Genomic DNA, 22,879 nt, shown 5'->3' with positions numbered 1-22,879 from the left:
ACGACTCTCCCGCACGACGTTCCGGACGATTCGCCGGCACTGCTGCGGGCGAGCCCCGGGTTCCCGATCTCGAGACTCGATGCGGAGATGAGATGGAAACGATGCGGAAGACCCCCCTCCCCCAGAGAAGACGGCACGTCGCCGGAATCGCGACGATCGCCGTCACGGCGCTCGCGACCGCGCTGCTCACCGCCACACCCGCCACGGCGGCGGTGCAGGCGACGATCTACGTCGCCCCGACCGGCTCGGACAGCGCCGCGGGCACCATCGGCGACCCGCTCGCGACGCTCGCGGGCGCGAAGGCCGCGGTGGCGACCATGAACTCGTCGATGACCGGTGACATCGACGTCGTGTTCCGCGGCGGCACCTACCCCGTCACCTCGACGGTCGCCTTCGGCTCGAGCGACTCCGGCACCAACGGCCACACCGTGAACTACCGGGCGTACTCGGGTGAGATCCCGGTCTTCGACGGCGGCGACCACATCCCCGGCAGCGCCTGGTCGCCGTACAGCGGCAACGTCTGGGTGGCCGACTACAGCCGATCGACGAAGCTTCGCACGCTCTACGTGAACGGCGAACGGGCCACTCTCGCCCGGTCGTCTGGCACTCAGGCCACCGTGGGCGGCTTCGGGACGCACGCGGTCACCGCCAACGGCACCTGGGCGCTGGACAGCGGGTCCACCTTCGCGGGTGTGACTCTGAACGCGAGTGGACTCCCCGGAAGCTACGCCCGCGCGGGAGACATGGAGATCGTCAACCAGTCCGGTTTCTCCTTCCACGTGGTGGGAGTGGACTCGATCGCCGCCTCCGGCGGCAACCAGAACGTCACCCTGCAGCAGCCCATGGGATCTATCGCGCTCACGACGCCGGTGCCCTGGGGCTCGCCGTTCCTGAACACCGCAGACCTGAGCCAGAACCACTTCTACCTCCAGAACGCGTTCGAGCTCCTCGATCAGCCGGGCGAGTTCTACTTCGACCGGACCGCCGGAAAGCTGTACTACCACAAGCCGGCGAGCGTCACGCTGTCCACGGCGGACGTCGTGGCCCCCCGCGCCGAGCAGGTCGTGACGATCGCCGGCACCTCCACCACCGACCGCGCCCACGACATCTCGTTCTCGGGGCTCACCTTCACGAACACGCACTGGTCGCTGATCGACGTGCAGGGAAGCGTCGGGGCCACCACCGTGCAGTCCAACGCGCTGTACTCGAGGTTCTGGTCGTCCGGCGACTGGCACAGCGCCCAGTCCGGAGGCACGAGCGGGTACGCGAACACGACGATGATGCCCTCGGCCGTCCGGGTCGACAACGCCCAGCGCATCGCGTTCAGCGGCAACACCTTCACCCACCTCGGCTCGGGAGCCGTCACGTACGGGAACGACGTCGTCGACTCCTCCGTCACCGGATCCGTCTTCCGCGACATCAGCGGCGCCGCGATCACCGTCGGCGATCCCCGCCACACCTACGTCGGGGACGGCGACATGCCAGCCGGGGTCGAGGGCGTGCCGACCAACGTCCTGATCAAGAACAACTCGATCGACCGCGTCGCGGCGGAGTTCCTCCAGACCGTTCCGATCACGGCGTACTACGCCACCGGGCTCACCATCGACCACAACGAGGTGACCAACGCCCCGTACACCGGCATCAGCGTCGGCTGGGGCTTCAACTCCTACTATGCAAACGCGACGCCCGCCACCCGGAGCACGTCCTCCAGCGACAACACGATCAGCAACAACATCATCGCCGGCACCATGACGAAGCTCCACGACGGCGGCGCGATCTACACGGTGGGGGCGCAGCCGAACTCGACGGTCCTGGACAATCTCATCGAGAACACCGGCGGCGCCTCCTACGGCAACCCGATCTATACCGACCAGTCCTCGTCCGGCTTCACGATCGCCGGCAACGTGGTCGACAAGTACAACGGGACCTGGTGGTACGTGTGGGGGACCTATGCGTACGTCTCAGGGGTGACCGTCGACGCGAACACGGTGAACACCGCGGGTCTGACCGAGGCGACACTGCTGACCGCCGGCCTGACCGCCACCACGAGCACGCTGACCAACAGCTACACCGGCTGGACGAGCAGGGCGCAGTCCACCGTCCAGACCGCCGGGCTCGAGCCCGCCTACCGCCCCCTGCGCGCGGCGAACAGCGGGATCTTCACGCGGGGGACCGTGGAAGGCGAGTCCGGAGTGCGAGGAGGACGGGCGATCATCAGCCCCGACTCCGCGGCCTCGGGCGGTCAGGTGGTCGCCCAGCTCGACCTGGTGGGCGACAACGTCTCCTACCCCAACATCGGCTGGGCCGACACCGTGACCATCCGCTATGCGGCGCCCCACAACGGCACCATCGGCGTCTACGTCAACGGGGTCAGGAAGGCCTCCCTGAGCTTCGGCTCCACCGGCGCGTGGTTCGGCAGCTACGGCACGGCGTCGGTGAAGGTGCCCATCAACGGCGGCGACGTCGTCATGCTGAAGAACGACCCCGGCGACAAGGGGCTGAACCTCGACACGATCACGTTCACGGCCACGCCCACCCCCAACGTCGAGCCCGAGACGGCCGGGTCCTTCGTTGGGCGCGGCTATGCCTGCACGGTCGGGCCGACCATGTTCAACGGGGCCGGCGTCTGCCAGCTCGACCTCGTGGGCGACGGCGTCTCGGTGACGAGCCCGATCGCGGCCAGCTCCTTCTCGCTGCGATACGCCTCGCCCAACGCCGGAGCGCTGTCGGTGTACGTCAACGGCGCCAAGGTCGGACGCGTCTTCTTCTCGAGCACCGGTGGATGGTTCAGCGGCTGGGCGCGCGTGTCCTTCGGCACCCCGATCCCGAGCGGGGCGACCGTCCTGCTCAAGAACGACCCGGGAGACGCCGGCCTCAACCTCGACAGCATCCGCTTCACGCCGTGACGATGATGCTCCCCGCCCTCCCCCGCATCCTCCCCGGCGCACGCGCCGGGGAGGATGTCCCCCTGTCGACGCTCGCCGAGGCGATGAGGGGAGCCCTCTCGACCGAGGTCTGTCTGCTGGGGCTGAGGATCCGCCGGCTTCCGCGGTGGACGGCGGCGCAGTACGGCGACGACCGGCTCCTCGACGTGGTGTCGCGGCACGGCTCCGGGGTGCGGCTGGAGCTCGAGACGGCGGCGTCCTGGATCGAGCTGGACTGCCGGTGGGACGTGCTGCGGGTAGAGAACGCCGCCTTGCCGCATCCGGTCGTCGTCGTCGAGGCCGAGGGCGCTCCCCCCGTCACCGTCCCCCTCGAGCCCGGATTCGGCGTCGACCTCCTCGGTACCCGGGGCGAGATCACCCACGAGCCCGGCGAGGAGACCCGGATGCGGCTCGACCTGCCCGGCGCGCCCGGCAGGCGGGCGGTGACGGTGTGGCTTCCCCCGGCCGCACGGGCGGTGATCGCCCATGCCCGATCCGATGCCCCGCTCGTCGCCCGTGCGCGCACGAGCCGGCGATGGGTCCACTACGGCAGCTCGATCAGCCACTGCCTCGACGCGCACGACCCGCGAGACGTGTGGCCGGTCGCGGTCGCCCGCCGGCTCGGCGTGGATCTGGTCAACCTCGGCCTGGCCGGCGAAGCCCACCTCGACCCGTTCGTCGCCCGCGCGATCCGGGACGCGGCGCCGGATGTGATCACGCTCAAGGTCGGCATCAACATCGTCGGCGACTCCACCATGAAGGCCCGGACCCTGCGCGCCGCGATGCACGGCTTCCTCGACACCCTCCGCGAGGGTCTCCCGGCCACGCCCATCACGGTGATCTCGCCCGTCTTCTGTCCTGACCTGGAGGCCGCCTCCTCTGCGCCGGGCCCGCGCGAGGATGGGATCCCCGCCCGCGATGACCGGCTCACGATACCGGCCGCACGCGCAGTCCTCCGCGAGGTGGTCGCCGTCCGGTCGGCCGACGACGGGCATCTCGCGTACCTCGACGGCACCCGGCTGCTCGACGCCGCCGACGCCGACCTCTTCCCGGACCGCATCCATCCCAGCCCCGCCGGCTACCGGAGGATGGCAGAGCGGTTCCTCCACGCCAACCACCTGCCCGGCTTCGTCGTCCCCCCGCGTCCGAGGTCCCGGCCTCTCGCCCGCGTCGGCTGATCCCCCCGTCAGCGCCGACCGGAGCATCTCGGTGGTAGGGAGCGAAGGCCCCGCGATCCCCTTTTTCCCAGGATCGCGGGGCCTTCGTGATGCGGGAGGCGTGCCGGCTTCATCACCATGTCGCCTGACGAGAAAGGGGTGGGGAGGAACCGGTCCGGTTCCTCCCCACCCCTGGGGTCCGCCTTAGGGAAAAGGCGGGTTAGCTGCAGGCCACGTCGCCGGAGACGATGTAACCCACGCCGTTTCCGTTGCTACCGGCAAGGTCGGTCGCGCCGGAGGGGAGCGTCAGTTTCGTCCAGACGCCGTTCCGTAGCGTCCACACATCGCCATTGCTCAACCGCACCGCGATCTGGTCGTTCCCATTGACGTCGGTCTCCACGATGTCGTCCATCGAGAACCCGGTGGGGGTGACGTCGACCACCCCCGTCACGGTCGGCCTCGTGCTGGTGGCCGACAATTTGACGAACACCATCCGGCCGTCGGTGGCCCGTGCCAGAACCCCGGTGGCGCCGGTGCCATCGATGGTCGTCGTCACACGGCTGATGAACGAGTCGAGCGGGGGGAGACCCGCGACGTTCACCTGTTGCAGACCGATACTAGGATTGGACGAGTCACCGACCCAGAGCGAACCGTCCGCGTCGAGCACCAACGTCGGATAGACACCGTTGATACTGCCGTGGTTGATCACATCCGTGGGGTTCAGCGGACCAGGGGAGTACGGGGTGAACGAGGGCGGAGTGGTGAGGCCACCGGAGGTCTGGCTGTACACCTTTCCATCGGCGATCACCGTAAAGCTGTTACCCTGGATCGCGTCGCTTTCACGACGGCTGAGTTCGGTCACCGTCGGGAACGGCGCTCCCGTATTGGTCGTGACGGGCATGAACGGGTACTCGTGGCTCTTCGTGGCATACAGCTTGCCGTCAGCCGTGACCCCGTAGAGGAATCCGCCCGTAGAGAAGATCTCCGTGAACTTGACGGGGGAAGAGATCTGAGTGGCAGGCTGTCCCTCGTAGGAGCGGTAGACATCACCATCCGCGGTCAGGCCGATCTGCGTGTAACTGCCGCTGGTGAAGTTGGTGGAGATCAAGGAGACGATCGGCGGAGCATCTACCTTGTTCCACGTCGGCGTACCCCCGACCCCGATGGGCGACGAGTGATACCACCCTCCGTCCGCAGTGCGCACGCTGAGGGTGCCACCGTTGTTGGATACGCGCACCTCAACCGGGTTGGGCACCGTACCGTTCGGATCCGAGTTCACGGGGTCGGTGATACCACTGGTATAGCTGTGGAAGATGCGTCCGCCGACAGCGGCGACAGTGGCGACGGCCTGGGCGGGACTGGTCGGGGTCGGAGCGAGGCCCTGCCCGGTGATGGTGAAGGTGCCGCCCTGACCTGTTCCCTTGACGGTCAGCGTCGCGCGTCCGTTGGCGTCGGTGGTGACGACCTTATCCGCTGTGGTGCCGTCGTCCCAGGTGAGCCCCGCGGGCAGAGACACGGTCACGGGCCCGCTCACCGGAGCGCCCTGCGCGTCCTTCAGCAGCAGTTCCAGCGGCGCCGTTCCACACGCGGTCAACGCCGACGTCAACGTCGCCGTCAGCGTGAACGCCACGGACGCCGACGCGAACGGCACCGCCGTAACCGCGGCGATCACCGGGATCGACCACGCCGCACCCTTCACGATTGTCCGACGCCGCACACCTCCCGACACGATCCCGTCCACCCCAGACGACCCCACAGACTCTTCCGACTGATTCACGGTCACTCCCGCCATCTCTTTCTCACCCCGCCACGGGGGTTTGGATACACGACACGACATGACGCCACGCCAGAAGCACAAGCACTGGACGCCCTGCCGTCTCTCTCTCCCATACGGCGACAAACCCACCCCCGTGTTGTCCACGCAGAGCAAACCGGTCCGGTAATCCCGGAGATCGGGGCCCAAATATCGGAGACGAGCGTTATCGCGACGGACATGGCGCTCACGACGGTGAAGAAACGGCGCCTCCATGGATGCACGGCCGCTGATGCGGCGGGGACGGATCTTCGTCGGTTGCAAAATATGTAGACCGGTCTATTATTAGGTCCATGACCTCCAAGGGCGACCGGACCAAGGCACGACTCGCAGAGTCGATGCTCGAGCTCATCCAGACCAGCGGCTACAGCGGCACGGGCCTGAACGGGGTGACCGAGCACGCTGCAGCCCCGAAGGGATCGATCTACTTCCACTTCCCCGACGGGAAGGAGGGTCTGGGCGTCGCGGCCGTGGAGCTCGCGGCGACGCAGTTCACGGCGCTGATCGTCCAGGCCTCGGCCTCGTCGAACGGCGCGGCCGAGGTCGCCAGGACCGCGATCGAGGCCCTGGCGACCGTCGTGAGCGAGAGCGACTACCGGCTGGGCTGCCCGGTCTCGGTCGTGACGCTGGAGATGGGCGCAGAGAGCCAGCGGCTGCGACAGGCGTGCGCCACGGCCTTCGAATCGTGGATCGTCCCGACGGCCGCGCTCCTCGAGGCCGACGGCCTCGCCGCCGAGGAGGCCCGGTCGCTGGCGACCGTCGTCGTGTCGACGATCGAGGGCGCCGTTATCCTCTCTCGCGCCATGAGGAGCACCGAGCCCCTGAGCTCGGCCGCCGACGTCGTGTCGCAGCTCATCGCGCAGCGCCGCCGGATCACGGAGGAGACGCGATGACGCCGCACGCGAGCCCACGCCACGCGCTGGTCTTCGGGGCCTCGGGGCTGATCGGACGCCGCCTCATCCTGGCCCTCGCCGAGGCAGGCGCGGAAGTCACGGCGGCCGTGCGGACCGCCGAGTCCGGAGCGCGCGTGGAGCGATGGCTCCGAGACCACGGCCTGACGCGGAGCATCGACACGACGATCGTCGACTTCGACGCGTCCGAGATCGTCGCGGGCGGCGCCTCGGCGCTCCCCTTCGTCACCGAGATCCACAACTGCGCCGGCACCTACCGATTCGGCATGACCGCCCACGAGGCGCGCCGCGCGAACGTCGGCATCGTCGAGAGGCTGCTCGACCTCGCCGAGGGGCTTCCCCGGCTGCAGCGCGTCGTCCACATCTCGGGCTACCGCGTCGGCGGGCAGGATCCCGCGACCGTTCCGTGGCCGGACGACCGCCGCACCGCGCTCTACCGGGAGCTCGGGGCCTACGAGGCGTCGAAGGTGGAGTCCGACGCCGTCTTCCAGGCCCTGGCCGCCGAGCGCGGGATCCCCTGGACCATCGTCAACCCGGCCAGCGTGATCGGCGACAGCGCCACGGGCGAGTCTGACCAGGGCGTCGGGCTGGCCAGCACGATCGAGCAGATCTGGGACGGCACGGCGGCGGCGCTGCCCAGCGGCGAGGCGACGTTCCTCCCGGTCGTCACCGTCGACCATCTGGCCGCCTTCATGGCGGCGGCGGCGGTCGATCCGGCCGCCGTGGGCCAGGCCTATTGGGTCCTCGACGACGACACCCCGCCGCTCGCGGAACTGCTCGCCCACGTGGGCCGGCACCTCGGCGCACGGGTCCCCCGGGTGCGGGTGCCGGCCGGCGTGATCAAGCGGCTCCCGCCGTGGATCACCCGGGCCGATCCCGAGACCCTCACCTTCATGTCCGCCGACCGCTATCCGACGGCGTCGGCCGTCGAGCTCGCCGGCAGGCACGGGATCCCGATGCCCGACGTGCGGGTGTCGCTCGAACGGTGGGCCGATCACCTGGCGGCGCATCGGTTCGGCGCCACCACGACCGGCGAGCGTCGGTGCGTCGAGGCCGGCGGCCTGCGGACGTTCGAGCTGGGCACACCCGGCTCCCGTCGCGTGATCCTCCCCGGCCTGCCGGTCAACGCCGACACGTGGGCCAACGTGGCCGCGGGCGCCGGCGCGCGCGCCGTCGACCTGCCCGGGCTCGGCCTCAGCGGAGGGACGGGTGTTCAGGACTGGGAGCGGTGGCTGCCCGGGGTGCTCGGCGAGGAGCCCGTCGAACTCGTCGGCCATTCCCTCGGCGCGGCTGCGGCCGTCGTCGCCGCCGACCGGTTCCCCGAGCGGGTGGAGTCCCTCACGCTGGTCGCGCCGTTCTTCCTCCAGCCCCCGGCAGGCGTCGCGACCAGGCTGCGCCCGCTCGTACGCGCCGCCCTGCGACGCGCCGCCCTGCGACGCACCGACCCGGTCCGCCTGTCGCGCCGGCTGACCGGGGCCGAAGCGAGCGCGGCGGCTCTCGAGTCCAGTGTCAGCGATCTCAAGCGAGGTCGCGCCAGGAACGCGGCCGAGCAGCTCGCCCGCGCCGGATCGGCGCCGTGGCGCGCCGAGCTCCGGGACGCGCTCGGGAGGTTCGGCGGCCCGGTCCGCATCATCACGGGAAGCGACGACCCCCTCGCCGCGGACGCGATGGGGCACCTCGAAGCGCTCCCGAACGTCGAGCTGATCACGGTGCCGGGCGCCGGACACCATCCGCAGCTGACCCACGGCGACACCCTCATCGCCCTGCTCACGAAGGACGGGGCCTCTCGCGACGTCGCGGTCGAGGCCGAGTCAGCGCGCTGACATCCGGCGGATGGTGCCGGCATAGTCGTCGAGCACCTCGAAGATCCCTCGATGCTGCCAGACGCGGCCCCGGGCCCTGCCCGTGGTCTCGGTGAGCACCCCCCGTTTGACGAGAGCATCCAGCGCGCGAAGCGTGGCCATCTCGCCGAGGCCGAGACTTCCCACGAGGTATCTCGTGGTCACCGCGGGCTGACCGATGAGCGTCGGGAGGATCTTCCATGCGGCGGCATCCGAGCGCAGATCCTTCATCCTCGCTCGGGACTCTTCGAGCTGCGCGGCGAGGTCGTCAACGAGCTTGGTTCCCGTTATCGCGGCGATCCGGCTCGCTTGGGCGAACTGTCGGACGATCGGTCCCGCATCGCCGTCCCGGAAGGCCCCGAGCGCCGCGAAGTAGCGGTCGACGTCGACAAGGAGCCCCGCCGAGATCGGCACCGCCGTCGATCCGACGACGCCCTTGTTGCGGAGGATCGACTGCGCCAGCGCCCGGCCCGTTCGGCCGTTTCCGTCGGGAAACGGGTGGATGGTCTCGAACTGGGCATGTGCGAGGGCGACCTGGAGGAGCACCGGAAGGTCCTGGCGTTCCATGAAGCGCACGAGGTCCATGACCGCATCGAGGACGCGGTCATGGTGCGGTGCGACGAAGTCCGCTGTCCGCGGACCGGCGTCACCGCCGCCGATCCACACCTGCTCAGCGCGAAAGCGGCCGGCGTCCTCCTCGGCAAATCCAGGCTGATGGATCATGAGCGCCCTGTGCATCGCGAGAATCGAGTCCACGCTGATGTCGTCGGCCAGCCGGAGAGCCGCCTCCATGGCACGGACGTTACCGATGACGGTGAGAGCGTTGGCCTTCGCGCCTTCGTCGATCTCGGCGAGAGCGAGCTGCCTCGCCGAGGTCGTCAGCTGCTCGATCTGAGAGCTCGACGCCGATTCCGTGCGCAGCAGGATCGCCGTCATCGGCCCCAGCGCCGGGTTGTCCGTGCCGAGCGTGCGCTGTGCGTGTGTGTCGAACTCGACGAGCTGGCGAGTCGCGTCCTCGATGTCAGCCGAGTCTTCTCCCGAGATACGGGGAGCCCAGGCGGCGATCTGTGCCGGAACGGCTGCCTCATAAGGTCCGGTCTGCCGCGCGACCTCGGCACGCGAATACCTCTCCGGCGCGCGCGGTCTCCAGTCCAGGGTCTCGGACAAGACCGGCTCGACCGGGATCCGGGCATCGTCACGTGCAGGCACGCCCACATCTTACCAACATTTAATCGATTAAGTGTTGGTAAGAGCGCCTACAATCCACGGCTTCGCGCCGGTGAGAGCCCCCCGCCCGCCCGCGCCTTCCGAGCGCGAGACTGCATCTCCGTCACGAGACCGTAGAGGAAATCCAAGGTCTCGTGACGCAGATGCAGTCTCGCCGTGGGGGCACAGCTTTCCTCGTCGTGAGGGCCCCGGGGAGTGCTCCTGGCCGCTCGCGTCCGCTACCGGCCGGTGTCGTCCGGCGGTGGGAAGGCGGAGTACTCGTCGGCCGACCTCGCGACCGGAGGGGTGCTGACCCGGCCCAGATACAGGTCGTTGACGGGCTCGCCGACACCCTCCAGCTCCTCCCGTTCACGGGACCCTCCGGAGAGGACCGCACGCACCAGGAGACCCAGGGCGATGACCGCCACAGGCTCCCACGTGAGCGCCATACCGATCCCCGTGCCCCGCGCCGTCCAGTCGAAGACCCTGGCGAGCGTGTACGCCAGCAGACCCGCCGCGACCAGGGCGATCGCGACGACGACCAGCGCCCGCCTCCACAGATCTCGCCTCACCGTCCACCCCTCGCCGCATCGGGACAGGTCCGAGACCCACTATCCCGCTGCGGAGACCTCCCCGCACGCGCCTGTCTTCTCATTTCGTGTCGGGCATCGTGCAGGTCGTGAGGAAGTCGATCAGCCAGGTTCCATCGTCGGTGCGGAACAGCTTGTCGAGCGCGACGTTCAACTCAGCGGGCGGGTGGCGTCGCCGGCGAACGGGTCGCGGACGGTCCGGTCACCCTGGTGACGCGCCCGGTTCTCTGATATTCGTCCACCTCGCGCAGCGTCGCGGAGATTCGTTCGGCCACCGCGTCGATGTCCGTCGTCCACGCCACGACTGGACCGGGGTCGGGGGCATGGCCGAAGTAGACCCGCGCGGCGGCGACACCGGACAATGCACCCCGACGGCGCCCGAGGGCGCTGTGAGCGATCTCACCGATCCGCTGCTGAGAGAGCCCGGCTTTCGGTGCGAAGAAGCGGGTGCCCTTGCGATACTGCGGCGCAGAGTAGCGACCGGCCAGCTGCAGCAGTCGCCAGCCGATCGAACCGTGCTCGGTACTCGCCTTCCCTGACTGAGGGCCAGCCGCGTGTAGGCCGAACGGTCCGCTTCTCTTATCCCCCTGCGCACGCGACACCTGAACCGCCCGCCAGAGTGGGGCAGATGTGGGCAGATCGCACGCACCAAAGAAGAAAACCCCTGTTGATCCAGGGGTTTTCTGTGGCGGTGACGGTGGGATTTGAACCCACGGTAGGGGGTTACCCTACACAACTTTTCGAGAGTTGCACCTTCGGCCGCTCGGACACGTCACCGCCGAAGAGTTTACGCGACCACAGCCCCCAGCGCGAATCGGGGCGCGAACCGGGACCGCGTAGACCGACGGCACGGATCGGGGCGGCACGGGCAAGGCACGGACGGCGGCGCGCATCGGGAGCGGCAGCCCGGCCGCCGTCACCACGCGGCGGCGACCTCGGCGTGCGTGCGGAGGATGCCCTCGGTCGTGCCGGCGGGCGCGTGCCCGATCCCGCACTCGGTCGCGACGCCGAAGGCCCGGACGTGCGGGGCCGCCGCACGGATCCGGCGCAGGGCGCCGTCCACGCCGTCCTCGCGGTGCACGAGCCCGAGGTAGAGCTCGGTCTGCGGGTCGATCCGGAGGTCGTCGAGCGGGGCGAAGAAGGCGTCGTCGTCGCGGTCGATCGGCACCGGGAGGTGCAGCCAGGTCAGCCGGCGCGCCGCGGACGCGACGACCGCGTTCGCGTAGCGCACGAGCACGCCCGCGTCGGCCGGCTCGATGAAGTGCCTCTCCCCGGCGTCGCCGTAGCAGAGATGCACGCCGGCCTCCACATCCGCGGGCACGACGTCGATGAGCGCGGCCAGCCGCCGGACGAGGCCGTCGAACGGGTCGCCGGGCCACCACGCCTCCATCACGCGCCCGTAGCCGGCGGCGCGCTCGATGATCCCCAGCTCGCTGGCGACGTCCCACTGGATCGCGAGGTCGTCGTGCGGGATCGCGGCGAGGATCCCGTCGAGCTCGCGACGCATCGCCGCCGTGTAGACGGGGTCGATGGCCTCCCGGTCGTCGCCGGAGAAGTACGACGAGACCACGGCGAGCGGCGTGGGCAGCGAGACCTGGAACCGGACGCCCGGCGCGATCGTCCCCTCCGCGCGCAGCCGGCGGAAGACGGCGTAGGACTCCTCGGCGGCCGCCGCGTAGCCGAGCGCCGGGAGCACGATGCCCGCCGGGTCGACCCCGTCGGCGAGGCGCAGCGGTCGGGCGTCGATCCCCGCGCCGAACGGGATGGGCTCGGCGCCGACCCGCTCGATCCCCTCGGCCTGACCGAGCACGTCCGGCTGGAACATGATCCAGTGGAACCTCTTGCCGACCTCGCCGTCGGGGATGCGGCGCAGCCGCGGGCCGAGGATCTCTGCGGCGGTGCGCATGGCCGTCTCGGCGTCGTCGAAGTTCACGCTGCCCACGAGAAGGACGCCCTGGGGGTGGGTCATGCCCTCAGCGTAGCGATCCGGATTATGCACGGCAGCCACCCCTTCGAACGGCGTCCACCGGTTGTTAGGATGACCTAAGTACATGGACGATCTCCGTACATGGACGTTCTCTGCACCTTGGACGGAGGGAGCCGTCGTGTCCTATATCCGATCGCACGCGCTCGACGAGACCGGCTATGTCGTGCTGGACCGCCACGACCAAGCCGCCGATCCCGCGGAGTGGCTCGACCTCGAGTACATCCCGTGGCGCTCCTCGGGCATCACCCGGTTCGCGCCCCTCACCAGCTATTCCGGCGAGATCGAGTGCAACGGCTTCTGGAACCACACACCCCCGCGCGCCGACAAGGACGGCGTCTGGGTCTCGAGCCAGGCGCGCGTCGCGCCGGCTCTCGTGCGCCGGGCCGAGGAGCCGGGTGCGAACATCGGCCGCTGTCGGGTGATCGAGCTGCAGCCGAACACCTACGCCGACGCGATATACAACCTCCATCAGGACGACAACAACCGCCTCAACGAGGAGGGCACCGGGTGGGTCGTCCGCGGCTTCCTCAACCTCTCCGACGACCCCGACTCGCTGCTGATCCTGCGCTCCGACCGCTTCGACCCCGCCACCGAGGTCCGCCTCCCGCTGCCCGCGGGCTCGCGGATCGTCGTGGACACGCAGCGGTTCTGGCACGCCGTGTGGCACCGGGGCCAGGCGCCCCGCTACGCGCTCATCACATCGTGGACCTCGGGCCCCGAGCTCGACGCCTACATCGCCGCGAACCATGGCGACCCGCAGCCGGCCTCGGTGCCGCTGGACACGGCGCTCGTCGAGGACGCTCAGCGCGAGCTGCACCGCCGCATCGAGGAGCGCCGCAAGATCTTCGAGGCCCAGGGGATCACGATGGAACCGCCGGAGCCGCTCTGGCCCTGACCGCGCACGGTCCGACCGGCGTCGGTTCCGTTTGTCGGGCCAAAGCACTCCTGTCGGATCAGACCTGAGAATCAGGCCGACAGAGTTCAATCGGCCCGACAATGTCTTTCTCCTCCCCGCACGACAGACCCAACCACGGCACCCGCCCAACCGGCTCGGCACGGCTCGGCTCGGCACAATCCGGCTCAGCCTGGCCCGACTCGGCCCGGCACGGCTCAGCCTGACGCAACCCGGCTCGGCTCGGCCGGGGCGTGGACCGACTCTGCACCCGACGGCGCAGAATGTCGGGCCAAAGCGCCTCTGTCGGGCCAGCGGGTTGAATCGGGCCGACAGAATTCCTGCAGGCCGACAAACTTTCGTGAGCGGAGGACGGACACCGCCTCGGGCCGCAGCCTCGACACAGCCCCGCGGCCTCGACACAGCCCCACAGCCTCGGCTCAGAGACCTCAGACCGTGCGGCCGGCCCCCAGCCGCACCTCACGGTCGACGGTGCCCGCGGGCGGCGCGACGTGGGAGATGAGCACGACCGCCTGCCCCTCCGCCGCGCCCAGGAGATCCTGCAGCAGCGCATCGGACGTCGCCGGATCCACACCGGCGGTCGGCTCGTCGAGGACGAGCACCGGGAAGCCGCGCAGGAGCGCGCGGGCGAGCGCGATCCGCTGCGCCTGCCCGCCGGAGACCAGCGCGCCCCGCTCCCCCACGCGCGCGTCGAGACCGCCCCGCTCCCGCGTCCAGGCGCCGAGGCCCACACGATCGAGCACGGCCATCAGCTCCGCGTCAGTCGCGGTCTCCCGCGCGAACAGGAGGTTCTGCCGGATGTCCTCGTCGAACAGCTGCGGCGACTGCTCGCAGAGTCCCACGATCCGTCGGAGCCCCGGTCCGGGGAGCCGGCCAGCGTCCACGCCGCCGAGCCCGTACTCGCCGTCGAAGCGCAGGAAGCCGACGAGCACGGCCGCGAGCGTCGACTTGCCCGCGCCGCTGGCCCCGGTGATCAGCACGCGCTCACCTGGACGCACGTCCAGGTCCACGCCGTCGAGGGCCGAACGGTCCGCGTCCGGCCAGGACGCCCGCAGCCCGCGCAGACGGATGCCGGGGCGCGCCGCGGGGACGAGCGTCGCGTCGCCCTCGTCTCCGCGCACCACGGCCGGCACCTCCGCGGGGAGCACGTCGCGGATGCGCTGCGCGCTCGCCCGGACGCTGCGCCAGGCCGAGGCGGCCTGGGGAACGGCGCCGAAGACGTCGAACACCGCCATCGGCAACAGGACGGCCACGGCGAACCACGGGGCGTCTGCCGCGCCTCCCGGGAGACCGGGCGCGGCGACTGCGAGCGCCGCGATCGACGCCGCCCCCGCGGCGACCGACACGACCGCGGACGAGAGCGACTGCGCGAGCGCGGCCCGGGTGACCGCTCGGCGCAGCGCCGCGTCCGCCGCGCGCACGCGCTCCCTGGCCCGGCCCTCGACGCCGTAGGCGAGCAGCACGTCCATGCTCGCGAGCTGGTCGGTCAGAGCCCCGGCGAGCGTCGCGCGCCGGGTGGAGATCTCCCGCTCGGCACGGTCGCCGAGGATCCCGCCGACCACGACCGCCACGACCACGGCGGCGAGCAGGCAGACGGCCAGGGTCAGCGCCGCGGCCGGCGAGACGATCGCCGTCACCCCGACCGCGGCGACGGCGATCACGACGCCGGTCAGCAGCGGCTGCACGACGCGCAGCGGGAGGTTCTGCAGGTTCTCCACGTCGTCGACCAGGGCCGAGAGCACCGCGCCGCGGTCGGTCCGGCCGAGGCCGGCGGGCGAGAAGGGGATCAGCCGGCGGACGATCCCGGCGCGCAGGTCGGCGAGGCGACGGAGCGCCGCATCGTGCCCGGTGAGCCGTTCCAGATAGCGGAACACCGCGCGGGAGACGGCGAAGAAGCGCACGCCCACGACCGCGACCGAGAGCGGCACGAGGGAGTCGACGAGCGAGGCGCTGACGATGAGCCATGCGCTCACCAGCAGGAGGCAGACCGCCGCGGCGGCGGAGAGGATCCCGGAGAGGAGAGCCGGGGCGAAACGCCCGCCGGCCGGCATCGCGGCGCGCAGGAGGCCCCGCACGGAGGTGTCGAACGACGGAGCCTCGGGCGCGGGTCCGGACGCGGCGGGCGATCCGGGCGCGGCGGGTGGCTCAGACTCCCCTGCGGATCCCGGCGCAGACGCGGACCCGGCGGCCAGCGCGGGATCGACGGACGCGGCGACCCCGGACGCCGGCGGAGAGGAAGTCCCCGCCGCGCCGACCTCTGCCACGGGCACGGCGCCGCCCCGCGACCCGAGGGACTCGGACCCGACCGCTCCGGCTCCGCCCTCTCCCCCTCCGGCGGCCGACGCGACCTCGACGACGACGTCGGCGACGACGTGGGCCGTGCGCCGGTGCGAGACGAGCAGCACGATCGCGCCCGCGTCCGCGCAGGAGCGCAGCGACCTCCACAGCGCCGCCTCGGTCTCGCCGTCGAGCGCGCTCGACGGCTCGTCCAGTGCGAGCACGCGCGCCCCCGCCCCGAGGCGGTACAGCGCCCTCGCCACGGCGACGCGCTGTGCCTGCCCGCCCGAGAGGCCCGCGCCCTGGACGCCGAGCTCCTGGTCCGGATCCAGGTCCGGCGCCCCGGCCGCGGCGAGCGCGGCGCGGACCCGGGCCGGATCGGGCGTCTCGTCCCCGAGCGCGACGTTGCCCGCGATCGTGTCGCGGACGAGGCCGGGCCGCTGGCCGGACCAGGCGAGCCAGGGCGTGGGATCGCCTGACCGCACGTCCGCCCCGTCGAGGCGGATCCGTCCCTCGAACGCCGTCGCTCCGCGCAGGGCCGCGAGGAGACTCGACTTCCCCGCCCCGCTCGGCCCCTCGATCAGCACGACCTGCCCGGGTCGTGCCGTGAAGGAGACGGGAGGAAGGCCACGCGCCGAGACGGCGTCGAAAACGAGTCCTGCTCCGACCTCCGTCGGCCCCGCTCCCCTCTGCTCCGGCCCCGTCCCCGGGGCTCTTGCCTCGGTCGCATCCGCGGCCTCCGCCGCGTCCTCGTCCAGCACCGCGAACACGTCCTCGGTCGCCGCGACCCCCTCGGCGGCGGCGTGGAACTGCACGCCCACCTGCCGCAGCGGGAGGAAGGCCTCGGGCGCCAGGAGAAGGACGAACAGCCCCGGGCCCAGCGCCATGTCGCCGGCGAGCAGCCGAAACCCCACCGCGACCGCGATGATCGCCACCGCGAGCGACGACAGCAGCTCGAGCGCGAACCCGGAGAGGAACGAGTAGCGGAGCACGCGCATCGTCTCGCGCCGGTACTGCTCGGCCGTCTCGTGCATCCGGGCCGCCGCCCGGTGCTCTCGGCCGAACAGGCGCAGCGTCGCGAGCCCCTGGACCGTGTCGGCGAACCGGGCGGCGAGCTGCTGCAGGACCCGGAGCTGCCGCCGCTGAACCGCGCGCGTGGCGATCCCGATGAGGATGAGGAAGAGGGGGATGAGCGGGAGCGTCGCCGTGGCGGTGACCCCGCTCGGCCAGTCCTGCCACCACATCGCGAGCACGATGAGCGGCGTCGCGATCGCCGTGAGGACCAGCTGCGGGACGTACCGGGCGAAGTACGGGTCGAGGGCGTCGAGCCCGTGGCCCGCCGTCACGGCGAGCGCCGCCTGGTTCCGCCGCCCCAGCCATTCCGGCCCCCGCCGCCCGATCGCGTCGAGCAGCGCCGAGCGCAGCTGTGCCCCGGTCTGCGCGGCCGCGCGCGACCCCCAGGCCTCGGCGGCCCACAGCAGCAGCCCGCGGGCGAGCACGATCCCGGCCAGCCCGCCGAGGCTCGCCGGGCTCACCGCGCGTCCCTCGGCGACGGCCGTGACCGTCTCGGCGAGGAGCCAGGCGAACCCGATCGTGACGGCCGTCTGCGCAAGGGCGATGAGCGCGGACGCGCCGAGGTAGAGCCGGGCGGCGGGGGCGTACCGGAGGAGGCGGGGGTCGACGGGCTTCATTCGGCGGCTGTGCTCCTCATCTCCCGACTCCGACGGCCTCCCGGCCGGGGCGACCCGGAGGCACCGCCCGGCCCTCGCAGGTCTCCCGACCCCGGAGGCTCAGCCCCGTCATGCGTGCGCCGGAGCGGCCTCGATCGACGATCTCCTGACCCGCTTGCGAAAGACCCAGTACGTCCACGACTGATAGGCGAGGACGAGCGGCAACGCCACCAGGGCGGTCCAGCTCATGATCTGCAGCGTATACGGCGTGCTGGACGCGTTCGCGACGGTCAGGCTGTACGCCGGATCGATCGACGAGGGAAGCACGTGGGGGAAGAGGGCGCAGAACAGCATCGCCACCGCGGCGAGGACCGTGACCATCCCGCCGAGGAACGCCCACCCCTCGCGCCCTCGGATCGCGAACACGACCGACGCGAGGAGAGCGAACGCCGCGACCGCACCCGCGGCGACCACCGCGACGAAGAGCGAGGGACGTCCCGCGGCGATCGCGATGGTCCAGACCACGGTGCCTGCGGCGACCAGCACGGTCGGGATCGCGACCCGCTGCGCCAGGCGCCGCGCGTCCTCGCGGACCTGCCCGTCTGTCTTGAGGCCGATGAAGTACAGGCCGTGCAGGAAGAAGAGCAGGAGCGTCGTGACGCCCACGAGCAGGCCGTAGGGGTTCAGCAGCGTGAAGAGCGAGCCGCGGAACACGTGGCCCTCGTCCAGCGGAACACCCTGCACGATGTTGCCGAAGGCGACGCCCCAGAGGAACGCTGGCACGGCCGAGCCGATCACGATCATCGCGTCGAAGCGGCCCTTCCATCGGGAGTCCGGCCGCTGGTGCCGGTACTCGAAGGAGACCCCGCGCAGGATCAGCGCGAGCAGGATCAGCAGCAGCGGCAGGTAGAAGCCGCTGAAGAGCGAGGCGTACCACTCCGGGAAGGAGGCGAACAGGCAGGCGCCCGCGACGATCACCCAGGTCTCGTTGAGGTCCCAGACCGGGCCGATCGTGTTGATCACCTGACGCCGCGACACGTCGTCCTTGCCGAGGAAGGGCAGCGACATCCCCACGCCGAAGTCGAAGCCGTCGAGGACGAAATACCCGACGAAGAGGAACGCGACGATCCAGAACCAGAGGACTGCGAGGTCCATGTCTTCCCTCCTTAGTAGACCACCGACGAGACGCCGGTCGTCTTCTCGGCCCCGGACTCGTCGGGCTGCTCACTGGTGTCGGGGCCCTTCTGGGCCGCGCGGATGATGAGGCCGATCTCGACCACGGCCAGCGAGGCGTAGATGACGGTGAAGGCGATCAGCGAGATCAGCACGTCCACCCCGTTCACGCCCGGCGAGACGCCGTCGCGCGTGGTCATGAGGCTGAAGACGATCCACGGCTGCCGGCCCATCTCGGTGAAGACCCAGCCGACGATGTTGGCGCCGAGGGCCAGCGGGTACGACCAGATCGCGATCTTCCACATCCAGGGCGCCGGCTCCGTCTTGGCGCTCTTGCGAGTGACCCACAGGCCCACCAGGGCGATGAACGCGTGGAGCATGCCCAGGCCGATCATCCACCGGAAGGCCCAGTAGGTGATCCAGATGATCGGGGTGAAGTCGGTGAGGCCGGTGTCGGCGAACCTCTGCGCATACTCGGCGTTCAGGTCGTTGATGCCGTGGACGCAGCCGTCGATCGTGTGGTTCGACAGCAGCGAGAGCAGATACGGGACGCGGATCGAGAAGAGGTCGGTCTTGCCGTCAGGGGTGCCAAGGGTGAAGAGGCTGAACGCCGCGTCCTTGCCGCACACCGTGTTATAGGTCGCCTCCGCCGCCGCCATCTTCATCGGCTGCGTGGCGTACATCGCCAGGCCCAGCTGGTCTCCGGAGAGCACGACGCCTGCGGCCGAGACGAGCATGGCCCACAGGCCGAACCGCAGCGAGATCCGCATGGTCGCGGTGTGCTGTCCACGGTAGAGGTGCCAGGCCGAGACCGAGATCACCACTCCCGCGGCGAACATGAACGCGCCGAACAGGGTGTGCGGGAACGCCGTCAGCGCCACGGGGTTGGTGAGCAGCGCCCAGAAGTCCACGAGCTCGGCGCGATCGGTGGCCGGGTTGTACTCGTAGCCGACCGGGTTCTGCATGAACGCGTTCGCGGCGATGATGAAGTACGCCGAGAGGATCGACCCGATCGCGACGCCCCAGATCGTCAGCAGGTGCACCTTCTGCGGGAGCTTGTCCCATCCGAAGATCCACAGACCGATGAAGGTCGCCTCCAGGAAGAACGCGAGCAGCCCCTCGAAGGCGAGCGGGGCGCCGAAGACATCGCCGACGAAGCGGGAGTAGTCCGACCAGTTCATGCCGAACTGGAACTCCTGCACGATCCCGGTCACCACGCCCATCGCGAAGTTGATCAGGAAGATCTTGCTGAAGAACCGGGTCAGGTGCAGGTACTCGACCTTGGCCGTGCGCACCCAGGCGGTCTGGAAGATCGCGGTGACGGTCGCCATGCCGATCGTGAGCGGCACGAACAGGTAGTGGTAGATCGTGGTGAGCCCGAACTGCCATCGAGACAGGACGAGCGGATCAAGCCATTCCATGCGCGACTCCTTCTCCTCGCTCCTTCGTCACGCGGGGCTCGTGACCCCACGACCGCCACCGACGCGGACCATTACGCAGCGGGGACCGCGGCCCGCCCCTCGCACTCTCCGACGCCGTCAGGACGGGCTGGCAGCCCGTCGGGAGACACGATGTCCAGCGGTGCGGTGGCCAGCTGCACCGTGCACTCCTCCGGGCGCGCGGCCTCGCGCACGCCGACCGCCGTCAGAGGTCCTTTGGCCTCCGTGAGCACGCCCTGCATCAGCCCGAGGTGCACCTGGCACAGCACCGGGCGGTGGACGGGCCGGGAGGCGGCGTGAGGACAGGGCGAGAGCTCGATCGTGAGCTCCCGCTCGTCGAGCACCGGCTCGAAGCCGCTCTCCTCCAGGTGCTCCACCAGGGCGTCGAGCTGGTAGGTGGCCTCGCGCCCCAGCGCGGACTCCCCCGTCCGCAGGAGGCGGCGCATGAGGTCGCCGCGGCGGGCGGCGGCCGAGACCTTCTCGCGCGCGACCGGGCTCGACGCGTCCGGCGCTCCTGTCGCGGCCGTGTAGAGCGTGCGCGGACGTCCCCGCGTGGTACGGCGCTCGATCGACGGGATCACATAACCGCCCTCGATCAGACGCTGAAGGTGCTCGCGCACCGTGTTGGCGTGCAGGCCCGTCGCCTCGCAGAGCTCACCGATCGTGCGATGGGATCGCGACTGCACCAGGTGCAGGATGCGCACCCGGGAGAAGCTCGAGAGCGGCCCGCAGACCGCTGCACTGTTGGGCATGTCTTCATTATCTCCGGGCGCCGACACGCCGACGAGGCCCTGAGCCGTGAATAATGCGCCCGACGATAGGGGTTCCGGATCGTCACGATCGCGCTTCCGGATGCACCGCTCCCGGCGCGTCGGCGCCCACCCCCTCTTCAGGTGTCGGCGCACACCGTTACCCTGATCCCCATGGCCACCCGACGCGTCTCCGCTGCATACGTCTGCACCGAATGCGGGTGGACGACGGCGAAGTGGGCGGGTCGCTGCGGCGAGTGCCAGCAGTGGGGCACCGTCGCCGAGCAGAGCGCGCCGACCGGCCTCGTGCGTCAGGTGACGCCGGTCGCCCCTCAGACGGGCCGCGGCGCACGCTCGATCACCTCGCTCACCTCGCAGGAGTCGCCGCGGCGTCCGAGTGGCGTCGCCGAGTTCGACCGCGTGCTCGGCGGGGGGATCGTCCCCGGCGCCGCGATCCTCCTGAGCGGAGAGCCCGGGGTCGGCAAGTCCACGCTGCTGCTGGAGGTCGCCGCCGCAAGCGCGAAGGCCGGCAGGCGCGTGCTGTACGCCAGCGCCGAGGAGTCCGCCGCCCAGGTGCGCCTGCGCGCCGAGCGCACCGGTGCCCTGCACGACGAGCTGTACTTGGCGAGCGAGACCGATCTCGCCACGATCCTCGGCCACGTCGACGAGGTCGGTCCGGAGCTCGTGATCGTGGACTCTGTGCAGACCGTCGCCTCCTCGCTCTCCGAGGGCGCGGCGGGGCAGCCGAGCCAGGTCCGCGAGGTGGCCTCGACGCTCATCCGGATCGCCAAGGAGCGCGGCCTCCCGATCATCGTCGTCGGCCATGTCACCAAGGACGGCCAGGTGGCAGGCCCGCGGGTGCTGGAGCACCTCGTCGACGTCGTCTGTCACTTCGAGGGCGACCGGCAGACCTCGCTCCGGTTCGTCCGTGCGCTGAAGAACCGGTTTGGGCCGACCGACGAGGTGGGCTGCTTCGAGATGACGGGGACGGGCATCGTCGAGGTCCCCGACCCCAGCACGCTGTTCCTGTCCCGCGGTCGCCCGGAGCCCGGAACCTGCGTGGCCATCGCATTGGAAGGCCGTCGCGCCCTCCCCGTCGAGGTGCAGGCGCTCACGATCCCCACCGCGGCGCCGAACCCTCGCCGGGTGGTGAACGGGCTCGACTCGTCGCGCGTGGCGATGGTGCTGGCCGTCCTCGAGCGCAGGGCCGGGGTGAAGACGAGCGATCAGGACGTCTACGTCTCGACCGTCGGCGGCGTGCGGTTCACGGAACCTGCCGCCGACCTCGCGATCGCGATCGCCGTCGCCGGCTCCCTCACGAACGCCGCGGTGCCACGGACTCTCGCCGCCGTCGGCGAGCTGAGTCTCGCGGGCGAGGTGCGCCCGGTGACCCAGGCGGCGCAGAGGCGCGCTGAGGCGAAGCGCCTCGGCTACGCCCACGTGGTGGACGATCGCTCTGGCACGCTGCGCGGCGCGATCGGCGACGTGCGGGCGCATTCCTCCACCCGCCGCCGGGAGGACGAGATCCCCGTCTTCTGAACTCGCGTCCCTCTGCCCCGCGCCGACCGCTTCGCCGGGTCACGACGCGTCAGAACTCGGCGTCGAGCGCCTTCCGCAGCTCCGCGGGCGACGCCTGCATCGGGTGCGGCCCCGCGATGTCGAGAAAGACGGTCGTGATCTCCTCCCCATGCGCGGCGAGGAAGGATCGCAGCCAGTGCGCGGAGTAGATGCCGACGCCCGGCGGGAGATTGGCGGGCTTGTTCTTCGCATCGCTGAAGAGGAGGAGCGCGACCTCCCCTGTGGCGGGGTCGCGATAGGTCCACACCTCGCCGCCGTCGAGCGGGTTGTCCCGTGCGCCGGGACGGATCAGCGGGACGACCGTGGTGCCGTTGCGGAGCGCGAGGGCGACCGCCGCCATGTCCTGCTTCTCGAGAGCGAGGGCGAGCGCCTCCGAACGGAACTCCTCGGGAGCGGGCGCCTTCTTCTTCGCCTTCTTCGCGGCCATCCGTCCAGCCTAGGCGACGACACCGCTCCACCAGAGACGAGGCGGGCCCTCTCGAGTCCACCATTGGGGACTGGGTTACTCGAGAGGGCCCTCAGGGTTCCGGGATGGTTGTCGAAGCGCTGGGGACGCAAGATCTCGACGCCACTGGGGATGGGGCCCATCCAGAACGGAACCTCGTCCATGGTATCCCAGAACTCGGGCGGGTGTCGCCGTGCGCACGCTCC

The 22,879-nt window shown here is 70.6% G+C and carries 16 protein-coding genes and 1 tRNA gene; 6 read left to right on the top strand and 11 right to left on the bottom strand.

Annotated features, from left to right (window positions below; all coding sequences use genetic code 11):
* The first annotated feature begins 101 nt into the window (after positions 1-101).
* Both ACP15J_RS12380 and ACP15J_RS12375 read left to right on the top strand, forming a co-directional pair.
* Positions 102-2,906, top strand: a complete 2,805-nt coding sequence (locus tag ACP15J_RS12380; RefSeq protein WP_424937300.1) for a right-handed parallel beta-helix repeat-containing protein — start codon at positions 102-104, stop codon at positions 2,904-2,906.
* Positions 2,907-2,908: 2 nt separating this feature from the next.
* Entirely contained in the window at positions 2,909-4,102 is a 1,194-nt protein-coding gene (locus ACP15J_RS12375) for a GDSL-type esterase/lipase family protein (protein ID WP_424937316.1), read from the top strand.
* Between the two features lie 199 nt (positions 4,103-4,301).
* Here the strand turns inward: ACP15J_RS12375 and ACP15J_RS12370 are convergent, their stop codons facing one another.
* The gene (locus ACP15J_RS12370) at positions 4,302-5,798 is read right to left on the bottom strand and encodes a hypothetical protein (RefSeq protein WP_424937299.1); all 1,497 of its coding nucleotides are present in this window, start codon (positions 5,796-5,798) and stop codon (positions 4,302-4,304) included.
* Between the two features lie 389 nt (positions 5,799-6,187).
* On the opposite strand from ACP15J_RS12370, the gene ACP15J_RS12365 reads away from it, so the two are divergent.
* Entirely contained in the window at positions 6,188-6,787 is a 600-nt protein-coding gene (locus ACP15J_RS12365; RefSeq protein WP_424937298.1) for a TetR/AcrR family transcriptional regulator, read from the top strand.
* Positions 6,784-8,628 (top strand): alpha/beta fold hydrolase, encoded by a 1,845-nt coding sequence (locus ACP15J_RS12360; protein ID WP_424937297.1) that lies wholly within the window; start codon positions 6,784-6,786, stop codon positions 8,626-8,628. The genes ACP15J_RS12365 and ACP15J_RS12360 overlap by 4 nt, the downstream gene beginning before the upstream one ends.
* On the opposite strand, the gene ACP15J_RS12355 is transcribed toward ACP15J_RS12360, so the two are convergent.
* The 5 genes from ACP15J_RS12355 to ACP15J_RS12335 form a co-directional block, all read right to left on the bottom strand.
* On the bottom strand, positions 8,617-9,855 hold the full coding sequence (locus ACP15J_RS12355; RefSeq protein WP_424937296.1) for a Fic family protein: 1,239 nt from the start codon (positions 9,853-9,855) through the stop codon (positions 8,617-8,619). The genes ACP15J_RS12360 and ACP15J_RS12355 overlap by 12 nt on opposite strands.
* A gap of 236 nt (positions 9,856-10,091) precedes the next feature.
* Positions 10,092-10,424: a hypothetical protein gene (locus ACP15J_RS12350; protein ID WP_424937295.1), complete on the bottom strand. Its 333-nt coding sequence runs from the start codon at positions 10,422-10,424 to the stop codon at positions 10,092-10,094.
* Positions 10,425-10,597: 173 nt separating this feature from the next.
* Positions 10,598-11,044, bottom strand: coding sequence for a hypothetical protein (locus ACP15J_RS12345; protein WP_424937294.1), 447 nt, complete (start codon positions 11,042-11,044; stop codon positions 10,598-10,600).
* Between the two features lie 84 nt (positions 11,045-11,128).
* A tRNA-Ser gene (locus ACP15J_RS12340) sits at positions 11,129-11,219 on the bottom strand.
* Positions 11,220-11,358: 139 nt separating this feature from the next.
* Complete coding sequence (locus ACP15J_RS12335) at positions 11,359-12,411, bottom strand: hypothetical protein (protein WP_424937293.1); 1,053 nt, start codon at positions 12,409-12,411, stop codon at positions 11,359-11,361.
* Positions 12,412-12,547: 136 nt separating this feature from the next.
* Between ACP15J_RS12335 and ACP15J_RS12330 the strand changes: the two genes are divergently transcribed.
* The gene (locus tag ACP15J_RS12330) at positions 12,548-13,324 is read left to right on the top strand and encodes a hypothetical protein (protein WP_424937292.1); all 777 of its coding nucleotides are present in this window, start codon (positions 12,548-12,550) and stop codon (positions 13,322-13,324) included.
* Positions 13,325-13,770: 446 nt separating this feature from the next.
* On the opposite strand, the gene cydD is transcribed toward ACP15J_RS12330, so the two are convergent.
* From cydD to ACP15J_RS12310, 4 genes are all read right to left on the bottom strand, one after another.
* Entirely contained in the window at positions 13,771-17,310 is a 3,540-nt protein-coding gene (gene cydD / locus ACP15J_RS12325; RefSeq protein ID WP_424937291.1) for a thiol reductant ABC exporter subunit CydD, read from the bottom strand.
* 108 nt (positions 17,311-17,418) lie between these two features.
* Complete coding sequence (gene cydB, locus ACP15J_RS12320) at positions 17,419-18,444, bottom strand: cytochrome d ubiquinol oxidase subunit II (protein ID WP_424937290.1); 1,026 nt, start codon at positions 18,442-18,444, stop codon at positions 17,419-17,421.
* Positions 18,445-18,455: 11 nt separating this feature from the next.
* Positions 18,456-19,883 carry a cytochrome ubiquinol oxidase subunit I gene (locus tag ACP15J_RS12315; RefSeq protein ID WP_424937289.1) on the bottom strand — a complete coding sequence of 476 codons (1,428 nt, stop codon included), beginning with the start codon at positions 19,881-19,883 and terminating at the stop codon, positions 18,456-18,458.
* A gap of 71 nt (positions 19,884-19,954) precedes the next feature.
* On the bottom strand, positions 19,955-20,653 hold the full coding sequence (locus tag ACP15J_RS12310; protein WP_424937288.1) for an ArsR family transcriptional regulator: 699 nt from the start codon (positions 20,651-20,653) through the stop codon (positions 19,955-19,957).
* 171 nt (positions 20,654-20,824) lie between these two features.
* Between ACP15J_RS12310 and radA the strand changes: the two genes are divergently transcribed.
* On the top strand, positions 20,825-22,189 hold the full coding sequence (gene radA, locus ACP15J_RS12305; RefSeq protein WP_424937287.1) for a DNA repair protein RadA: 1,365 nt from the start codon (positions 20,825-20,827) through the stop codon (positions 22,187-22,189).
* 49 nt (positions 22,190-22,238) lie between these two features.
* On the opposite strand, the gene ACP15J_RS12300 is transcribed toward radA, so the two are convergent.
* On the bottom strand, positions 22,239-22,655 hold the full coding sequence (locus tag ACP15J_RS12300) for a hypothetical protein (protein ID WP_424937286.1): 417 nt from the start codon (positions 22,653-22,655) through the stop codon (positions 22,239-22,241).
* Between the last annotated feature and the right edge of the window lie 224 nt (positions 22,656-22,879).

Origin of the sequence: Microbacterium sp. S308A+, from assembly GCF_049800815.1 — a bacterium.
Classification (GTDB): Bacteria; Actinomycetota; Actinomycetes; order Actinomycetales; family Microbacteriaceae; genus Microbacterium.
The sequence above is the reverse complement of the archived record's forward strand: the minus strand, read 5'-3'. Positions and strand labels throughout refer to the sequence as shown.